Raw genomic sequence first — 9,444 nt, forward strand, 5'->3', positions numbered from 1 at the left:
ACTTATGAAAAAGATCCTTCTAACTTTGCTATTCATTTATATCATAAGCGGTTTTATACTTCCTGTTCACGCGGTGCATTATTATTATAAGCAAATAGCTTTGGGAGACGGCTTATCTTCTACGGTTTATTGTACATTGGTAGATAAGCAAGGTTTCGTTTGGATAGGAACACAGGCGGGTTTAGGAAGGTTTGACGGATATGAGTTGAAAAGTTATGTGCACGATCCTGACAATCCTTATTCTCTCCCTGATAACCTGATTTATAATATTGTAGAAGATAAACAGCATAATATCTGGGTGTTGACAGAAAGGGGGATTGCCTGTTATCAACGTCAAAGTGATAATTTTATAGTCCCCACAGACGAAAAAGGGAAAAGGATCATTGCTTTTTCTTTCTGCCGTTCCGCTGAAGGTATGTTTTTTGGTTCTTATAATAAGGTGTATCATTATAATTATAAAGACTCTTCACTCCGATTGGTACAGCAATTCAGCACAACCCCCAGTTACAGTATTATGGGGCTGGAATTTTGGGATTCGCACACTTTGCTTTGCTGTAACCGTTGGCAGGGCTTACGCCTGTTGGACTTAACCACGGGAGAATGTAAACGTGCTCCGTTTAAGAGCGAATCCGAAATTGTCAGTATGATTATCGATTCACGGAACCGGCTATGGGTCGCTTCGTTTAATAAAGGCTTGAATTGCTTCAGCCATAGTGGTGAATTACTGGCTTCTTACACCACCCGTAATTCTTCATTAAACAATGATATTATTTTAAGCATGGTTGAACGGGAAGGGAAACTGTGGATTGGAACAGATGGCGGTGGTATTAATGTGCTGGATTTGGAAACCGGTGAATTTACAATATTGGAGTATATTCCGGGCGAAGAAAACTATTCACTTCCTGCCAACTCTATCCTTAGCCTTTATAAGGATAAAGATAATAATATCTGGGCCGGCAGTGTCCGGAATGGTCTGATTAGTATCCGGGAAGTATATATGAAAACATATACCAATGTGATTCCCGGCAATGCTAATGGATTGAGCAATAAGTCAATACTTTCTCTTTATCAGCAGAATCCCGACCGGATATGGATTGGGACAGATGGCGGAGGTATCAACTCTTTCAATCCTTATACGGAGAAATTCACTTATTACTCTTCTACATGGAAGAACAAAATAACTTCCATTTGCGGCTTTTCTTCGGGAAAACTATTAATATCTGTGTGGGCTCAGGGAGTGTTTGTCTTTGATCCGGAAACCGGCGAGAAAAGCCCTTTTACGATTGTTGACAGAGAAACGACAGAGAGGCTTAACAACCGGGCGAAGATAATCAATCTCTACCAGAATTCTCCTAACACAGTGTTGCTGCTCAGAGACCAGATTTATCAATATCATCTGAAGGAAAAGCGGTTTGATATCATCGATAGGGAAAGAGAGGATGGCTCTATCGGTGCTATGGTACCGATAGCCCAAAAGAGCGATAAGACTTATCTGAATGATCTCAGGTATATTTATGAATTGGATCATTCAACCAATAAGTTGAGTAAACTGTTTAAAAGCAGGGGAGATACCATTATTCATTCTGTCGCTCAAGATGAACATGGCAATTTCTGGATAGGGAATAACTATGGACTAAGCTATTATGATGTTGTTTCCAAGACACAGAAACGCATCTCTACCGTCTTGTTTACAACTGTTTCCCTGTTAGCTTATGATAGTCAGGGCAGATTGTGGATAGGAGCTAATAATATGCTTTTTGTCTGGCTTACAAAAGAAAAGAAGTTCATTCTTTGGGGAGAATCGGATGGAGCGTTGTCTAACGAGTATCTTTCTACTTCCCGTTTGTCCAGTGAACAAGGGGACATCTATATGGGAGGGGTAAAAGGATTGTTGCGTATCAACTGCGAATTGCCTTTTACTACATCCGAACTGCCCCAACTGCAATTATCTGATATTGCTGTGAATGGAGAATCCGCTAATGATAAGTTAAGCGGTAATCCGGCAGGTATTTCCGTGCCTTGGAATAGCAATATAAAAATCGGTATAATGTCGAGGGAGAAAGATATTTTCCGGAAAAAGCTCTATCGTTACCAGATACTGGGACTGAAGGAGGAGTATATCGAATCATATAATCCTGAACTGACATTGCATTCGCTTCCTTCGGGGAATTATGATATTCTTGCATCGTGCACAAACAAAGACGGTAGCTGGACTTCTGGCTATCAGGTGTTGGCATTAACTGTCCTGTCGCCGTGGTATCGGACGTGGTGGTTCATCTGGTGCTGTATACTTCTTGTGCTAGGAGGAACCTTCATGGTATTCTGGATCATATTAAAACGGAAGAAGGAAAAGCTGAAATGGGCAATGAAGGAACATGAAAAACAGATGTATGAAGAGAAAGTGCATTTCCTGATTAATATTAGTCATGAGCTGCGTACACCGCTGACGCTGATTCATGCTCCGCTAAACCAGATATTGAAATCGCTTTCGTCTTCAAATACTTATTATCTGCCTTTAAAGGCAATCTATCGTCAGTCGCAGCGTATGAAAGACCTTATCAATATGGTACTTGAAGTACGTAAGATGGAGGTCAGTGAAAGCAAATTGCAGATACAGCCTTATCTCCTTAACGAGTGGATAAAAGATATTTCGCAAGATTTCGACAGTGAGGCAAACGGGAAGGGCGTATCTATCTGTTATGAGTTAGATGCCCGTATTGAAAAGGTATATTATGATAAAAGTAAGTGTGAGATTGTTTTCAATAATCTGATGATTAATGCATTGAAGCATAGTCCGTCGGATAGTAAGGTTACGATTGTCACAGAGTTGCTTCCGGATACTGAAAGAGTGCGAATCTCGATAGTTGATCAAGGTTGCGGATTGCAGAATGTAGATATGGGCAAGCTCTTTACCCGCTTCTACCAAGGGACGGGGGAACAAACCGGAACCGGTATCGGGCTTTCTTATTCCAAAATCCTGGTAGAACTGCATGGGGGCTCAATTGGTGCACGAAATAACCTCGAACACGGAGCTACCTTCTTCTTCGAACTGCCTTTGAAGCAGAATGAGAAAGAAATAGTCCGTCTGCCTCAGAATTATCTGAATGAATTGATGCTTAATGATAGCAGCTTTATTTCTTCTGATGCTGAAAACTTTGATACTACGCCCTATGTTGCACTGGTGGTAGATGATAATCAGGATATGGTTCATTTCCTGGCTAAATCATTGAAGAGCTATTTTAAACATATTTACGTTGCTTCGGATGGTAAAGAGGCTCTTCAACTGGCCGGGAATCATAATCCGGATATTATTATCAGTGACGTAATGATGCCTCGTATGAATGGTTATGAATTATGTAAATCCATTAAAGAGGATATAACGGTGAGCCATATTGCGATTATTTTACTTACTGCGAGAGATGACAAACAAAGTTTGCTGAACGGTTATAAGAATGGGGCGGATGGCTATATAACGAAACCTTTTGAGATAGATATGCTTATGGCACTTGTCCGTAACCGATTGAAAAGCAGGGAGTATTCCAAGAAAAAATATATGAGTCTGGGGTCTGTCCCGACACCGGAAGAGACGACTTTCAGCCAGGCTGACGAAACTTTCTTACTCCGGCTGAACAAGATTGTTATGGAGAATCTGGATAATCCGGACTTGAATACTCCATTCTTGTGCCAGACAATCGGTATGGGAAGAACCTCACTTTATAATAAATTGAAGACTCTTACCGGTATGGGAAGTAATGATTATATCAATAAGCTCCGAATGGAAAAAGCGATATCGTTCCTTATTAACAATGATATGAGTATCACAGAAGTTGCGGAGAAGGTGGGATTTAGTAACTCACGTTATTTTAGTACTGTGTTTAAACAATATACCCAAGAAACTCCAACAGAATATAAGCAAAAGATTATCCGGGAAAGAAAGGGACAGTAGTTCGTTTGCCTCAGTGGAAGTGTAATTCAAACTCTGTCTGGTTTCTATTTTGTTTTAAATCTCAGCAAATATAATTTTTTTCTTTGTGTTTGAAAAGTAAAAAAGGATTATATCGTTAATGGCATCATTGTGACGCCTCAAAGGAGTCAGACGGTGAACAGTTTATGAATGGATCTGTTTAACTTGCGCTCGCGTGTCTAAAACGCACTGTAATCATTCATCTTTAAATGATATTATGACCGGAAATTTGTATCTTAGCGCCATGTTGGGTTGCTAATCCGAACCATATATGTTTGTATAATACTTCTAAAATAAAAAATGATGTTTCAGAAACTTGTAGCTATAGAACCGGTCAGCTTGGTTCCGGCGGCCGAAAAAGCGTTGTATTCATTTGCAGGTCAGGTGGTGATGTATCCTGATATACCTGCGAATGATGATGAAATAATTGCCCGTATCGGAGGTGCTGATGCGGTGCTTTTGAGTTATACCTCCCGTATCAACCGGTATGTACTCGAATGTTGTCCGAATGTGAAATACATTGGAATGTGTTGTTCACTCTATTCTCCCGAAAGTGCCAATGTCGATATTCGTTATGCCAATGAACGAGGTATCACGGTAACAGGTATCCGGGATTATGGTGACGAGGGAGTGGTGGAATATGTAGTCAGTGAGTTGGTGCGCTGTTTGCACGGCTTTGGACAGGAACCGTGGGAAGAATTGCCTCGTGAGATCACCGGATTGAAAGTCGGAATAATCGGATTGGGTAAGTCTGGCGGCATGATAGCGGACGCCTTGAAGTTTTTTGGTGCTGATATTTCATATTATGCCCGCAGTGAGAAAGAAGCGGCTACTGCCAAAGGATATCGTTTTCTGCCATTGAGGGAACTCCTTTCAGAGAGTGAAGTCATTTGCTGCTGTCTTAATAAAAATACGGTTTTACTGCATGAAGAGGAATTTAAGCAGATGGGTAACCGGAAGATTTTATTCAATACCGGTTTATCACCGGCATGGGATGAGACTGCTTTTACTGAATGGCTGGAAGGTGACAACCTTTGCTTTTGTGACACGATAGGCGCATTGGGGGATGAGCAACTTCTCAATCATCCGCATGTACGTTGTATGCAGGTGTCTACTGGCCGCACGCGTCAGGCGTTTGACCGCCTGAGCGCAAAAGTACTGGCCAATCTGTCAGAATACAATGGGTGAAGCGATATTAATCAGGGTGCTCACTACTGACCACCCTGCAATATCCGATGTAGCACTATAAATGTCTACCACGGCATGCACCTGGTCATTTTTGATTTCTACTCTTTGCGTATCTCCTACAAATCCGGGAGTAGACTGTATGGATACCTGCATGTTCTCCGGACCGACAGAAGCCCGTGAGGCGGCAACTGTAACATTCACTTTCGTTGGAAAGAGGTGAATAGCTTCCGCAGCACTACCGGAGAAAACGGTACGCTGCTCCGTTTGCAAAGAATCATCATAAACGGGTGTCCCTTTGAGTGCATTAGGACCTTTTTCATTGAAGAAGCGAGCCGTCGTATTTCCCATCAGGGAGGCAGTTTTTAAAACATCGAATCCACCGGTAGCTCCGGATGCGATATAGACCCGTGTACCATTTGCCCTGGCGGTTTCTGTCACTTCCCGATAGAATGCCTCATCTGCCAAAGCACCGATAGACAAAGTAACGACAGACGTTCCGTTTCTCAATGCCGGCAAAGCCAATTCCCGCATGGCGGCAGGAGAGGCCGATTCTACCAGATAATCAGGCTTTAATGCCAATAACTCTTCCAATGTGGCGCAAGCAATGCAAGGCTTTCCATGTTGCTGCATTTTATTTGCGATGTGCGCTGCTTTTGATGCCGTACGCGAATAGACACCTACCAGATAATAATCTGGTAATAAACCTTTGACAACTGCATCCGCAACGATTTTTGCAAGTCGTCCACATCCTACAATGACTAATCTTTTCATGCAACAAAGATAATACTTTTATTGGTAAGAGTTTTGGTTGCTAATATTGTATTCGAATATCAGATAACATACTAGCAGGTACAGGATAAGGAACAAAACAGTTCCGATTCTCATTTTCAGCTCTTTCCGGGTAGGATGCAACCATTTTATAATCCGTGTGCGCAGGGTTTCGGGCGGATGTCTGAATAATCCTGCAAGTTCCTCAAAGGTCTTGCAGGCGTAGACTGTCCGCCTGAAATCATCTCTGCTGCCCCAACCTTCCTCTCTGAACCATCGGGTTTTGGGGTATCTTTCCGCTATCCGGTCTTGCAGCTGCTGCAAGGAGAGAGATTCGGGATTGTCTTCGTATTCCTGTTCGTAGTATATCATGCCTGTGAATCCGCCTGTGAATCCATGTATACCTTTCCATTTGGTCATGTAGGAGCATTTGACGATGTATTTTGTTCCGGTGGCATCAATAATCATATCACCTTTCCACCCGTTGGCTTCTTTTAGCATATCGAGTTTCGTTGTCTTGTTCTCTTTCTCTTTCCAAAAGACATAGACCCTGTTGTCGTTCGGACTGGACCAAAATATCGGGTATTTTAATTTTGCTTTCATCGTTATTCCGGAACAGGATGATTCATGTATAAGTGCTGCTTTATATTTATATCAAGGCTCTTTACATCAGGACTCTTCGATGGGTAATGCCACTTTCAGATTCGGATAACAGTCGCCCAAGCGTTTTAGAAAATCATTGGCAATGACAATGGCCTTTACCGTTTCTTTCGCGTCTACCGGAGTTTCGGGAATGTCTGTGAAAATCAGGCAGGAATAAAGGATGAGTTCAATCGCTTTTCCGTCTGTCTGCAAAGAGAGCTTATAGGCTTTTACATTTTTGCCGCGTGCCTGGGCTTGTGCTTTTATCTGTCCCTCCAAAGGATATACGGCGAGTCTTGAGTTTTTGAGTTGCGTGGGTTCGAATATCAGATGCTTGTCTATTTCACCATTGGTGTCCGTGTCGAACAGGTGCAGCTTATCACCGCTTAATACCAGATATTTGGGAGTTGCCACGGTGGTGAAACGCACGGTTCCCAAAGTGGCCATTCCTTTCAGTTTATCTTTCACCCCGTCTTTGAGGGCATCTACCATATTGTGCTCGGTGTTGGCATAGTTGAAAGCGTCGATAGGGTTTTGCTCCATCGCTTTTTTCAGAAAGGGGAGTTCGGATGTCAGAAATTGGTTCTTGTATAGTGTCGCATTTGCAAATTCTGCTTTGAAATCGGTGCTGTCTACTGTCTGAACCTGCTGGGAGATTTTGCTTTTTGTATAAAACCAATATCCCAAAGACAGGATAATGCAGACAATCGGAATAAGCGAATAAATGTTCATGAGTTTTATTTTTAGGTGTCCGTACTATTTTTCTTCTTCCTCGTTGTTATCCTTCTCTTTTTTCACTATGCCCAGAAGTCCCAGGATAAAGTCTTTCAGGTAGGATAGCAGGCCTATGACTATCAATGCAGCAAAACCGTAGAAAAGAAGGCTGCCACCCCATTTGTCCCAGAATGTAGGTTCGGGGATGAGGCTGCTAAGTTCCTTTACATTCAGGTCCTGCCGGATTGCTTCGGCATATTCGTCGGAGATGTCATAGTACGTATCGGGTTTTGATTCGGAAAAGAGTACGAGCGTACGTTTGCCGTCTTTCTCGATATATCCTAAATCCAGATGAGTGCCTTCGTCCGTCTTATAATAAGAACTGTCGGGGAGGGTAGCTACTTTCGGGATGTCGTTACTTACAGGAATCCTGATTCTGCGTGCTTCGGCATTACTGCTCATCAAAAGACCGGCTATGACGGTCAGAATAAATAAAATCTTTTTCATAATCATTGTAATTTAACGTGTTAATAACTGATAGAGGAACAGCGTTTGACTGTTTTCTTTGTTTGTAATAATTTACTTTATATGCTTTTTTGATTTAATTGAAAGTTAGATTCCGCACGGTGTTATTTTTCCAGATAAAGCTGAAACAATCATCCATATCTTCTCTGACGAATGTAATTTCCCAACCTTCATTGTCCTTGTCGGATGGATTTATCGCTTCCGGATAAAAATGATCTTGCCAGGAAGCATATATTTCTTCTTTATGTACCAGGCGGCTTTCATTAGGCAATATACTGTCTAATCGGGCAGTTATGGATGCCCAATTTTTCAGTAATGCCCGTAATTCTAATAATTGTTGTGGTGACGGCGCTGAAGCATTGCCAGCCATTGCAATGACCGTTTCCGCTGAATAAGATGGCAGTTGAAGGGTGGTAAACCAGTTGTAATGGTCATTCTGCCACCAATCACAAACTTTGCCGGAAAAGATGCCTAAATCTTCCACCTTGTATTCTTTTCTCGTTCCCAGTAAAATCGTTACCAGTGTTTTGAAAAATCCCTTTCTTTTCCGCAGTTTGTCTACTTCCATATAGTGCTTGTTTTATTACATTATAACTACCATTCTTTGAATGATAGTGCCAAAGTTATAAAACAATTCCGAAAAAGTAAACGGTCGTTTCTTTTTTATCTTTTTTTTGCATAGATAGTCTACGTGGAAGGGATATGGTATGTATTGAATAATACAGTCTAGCTTTTTAATAAGGAGTAAATAGCATGTAAATGTTTGGAGAGTAGCTGGGTATCCAATCCGCCCAGGAATGCCATCTCAAAGGACAGTCCCATGTAAACCTGCCGGAACATGACTACCGCTTCTTCAACGTCTACATCTTTTTTCAGTTCTCCTGTTTGTACGGCGCTTTGGATGGCGGCACGCCAGTAAGCATAATCGCTGGCTACGAGATTATGGAGCTTTTCTTTGGCGTCAGGATCATATTGGATTACTTGAAACAGAAAATGAAAATATTGGGCGTGATATGAAAACTTTTCTGGTGCCACCTTATCTGCACCTATCAGCTTGCCCAGCATATCCATCGTCCGTTGTACACCTTTCACGTATTCGTCTATAAATTCGGCAAACGTACCGTTTGTTTCGGTGAATTTGTTTCGTGGATTTTGCGTGCTGAACCAAAACCTGTCCACTACGGCAATGAATAGTTCCTGTTTGTTCTTGTAGTATTTGAATATGCCGGCTTTCGACATTCCGAGCATCTTTCCAAGTTCCGCAAAACTAGCTTTTTCATAGTTCACGGACATAAACAGTTTGAACGCAGCTGTCAATAAATCATCGCGGGTAATTTTCATATCACGGCAGTCTTTTATATTTTTTACCCCCGAAAATACTATTTTATCGGATAGCTTGCATAAAAGCGGGCAATAGATTAACAAAAATAAATCAGGAAATGCCGTTAATGAATGAGCGAAAAGTTATTTTTTAGTAAATCACCTTTCATTCCTTTTCCTAATTTATGTGCTGTTTATAGCTGAAATACGAAGAATTTCTCTACATTTGTCTGGTTAATCTCTGTTATCTCATACTCATTAAAGTCTATCCGCCCCATGAAAAAGAACTGTCTATTTTGCCTTTTGCTCTTCTTTTCTTGTCA

At 41.6% G+C, this 9,444-nt stretch carries 8 protein-coding genes; 2 read left to right on the forward strand and 6 right to left on the reverse strand.

What is annotated here, in order from left to right:
• The first annotated feature begins 4 nt into the window (after window positions 1-4).
• Both AAHJ11_RS19835 and AAHJ11_RS19840 read left to right on the forward strand, forming a co-directional pair.
• On the forward strand, window positions 5-3,946 hold the full coding sequence (locus AAHJ11_RS19835; protein ID WP_320978110.1) for a two-component regulator propeller domain-containing protein: 3,942 nt from the start codon (window positions 5-7) through the stop codon (window positions 3,944-3,946).
• Window positions 3,947-4,267: 321 nt separating this feature from the next.
• Window positions 4,268-5,152 carry a D-isomer specific 2-hydroxyacid dehydrogenase family protein gene (locus AAHJ11_RS19840; protein ID WP_320978108.1) on the forward strand — a complete coding sequence of 295 codons (885 nt, stop codon included), beginning with the start codon at window positions 4,268-4,270 and terminating at the stop codon, window positions 5,150-5,152.
• Here the strand turns inward: AAHJ11_RS19840 and AAHJ11_RS19845 are convergent.
• From AAHJ11_RS19845 to AAHJ11_RS19870, 6 genes are all read right to left on the reverse strand, one after another.
• Window positions 5,135-5,923 carry an aspartate dehydrogenase domain-containing protein gene (locus tag AAHJ11_RS19845; protein WP_320978107.1) on the reverse strand — a complete coding sequence of 263 codons (789 nt, stop codon included), beginning with the start codon at window positions 5,921-5,923 and terminating at the stop codon, window positions 5,135-5,137. The genes AAHJ11_RS19840 and AAHJ11_RS19845 overlap by 18 nt on opposite strands.
• Window positions 5,924-5,941: 18 nt before the next feature.
• Window positions 5,942-6,523 (reverse strand): hypothetical protein, encoded by a 582-nt coding sequence (locus AAHJ11_RS19850; RefSeq protein WP_320978106.1) that lies wholly within the window; start codon window positions 6,521-6,523, stop codon window positions 5,942-5,944.
• A gap of 66 nt (window positions 6,524-6,589) precedes the next feature.
• Window positions 6,590-7,294: a hypothetical protein gene (locus AAHJ11_RS19855; protein ID WP_413580061.1), complete on the reverse strand. Its 705-nt coding sequence runs from the start codon at window positions 7,292-7,294 to the stop codon at window positions 6,590-6,592.
• A 24-nt stretch (window positions 7,295-7,318) separates the two neighbouring features.
• Window positions 7,319-7,789 carry a hypothetical protein gene (locus AAHJ11_RS19860; RefSeq protein WP_217721735.1) on the reverse strand — a complete coding sequence of 157 codons (471 nt, stop codon included), beginning with the start codon at window positions 7,787-7,789 and terminating at the stop codon, window positions 7,319-7,321.
• Window positions 7,790-7,877: 88 nt separating this feature from the next.
• Entirely contained in the window at window positions 7,878-8,369 is a 492-nt protein-coding gene (locus AAHJ11_RS19865; RefSeq protein ID WP_148365434.1) for a hypothetical protein, read from the reverse strand.
• Window positions 8,370-8,527: 158 nt separating this feature from the next.
• Window positions 8,528-9,142: a TetR/AcrR family transcriptional regulator gene (locus AAHJ11_RS19870; RefSeq protein WP_217721734.1), complete on the reverse strand. Its 615-nt coding sequence runs from the start codon at window positions 9,140-9,142 to the stop codon at window positions 8,528-8,530.
• Window positions 9,143-9,444: the final 302 nt, after the last annotated feature.

Source organism: Bacteroides sp. 90-K9/2 (genome assembly GCF_047310725.1).
Lineage (GTDB): Bacteria > Bacteroidota > Bacteroidia > Bacteroidales > Bacteroidaceae > Bacteroides > Bacteroides vicugnae.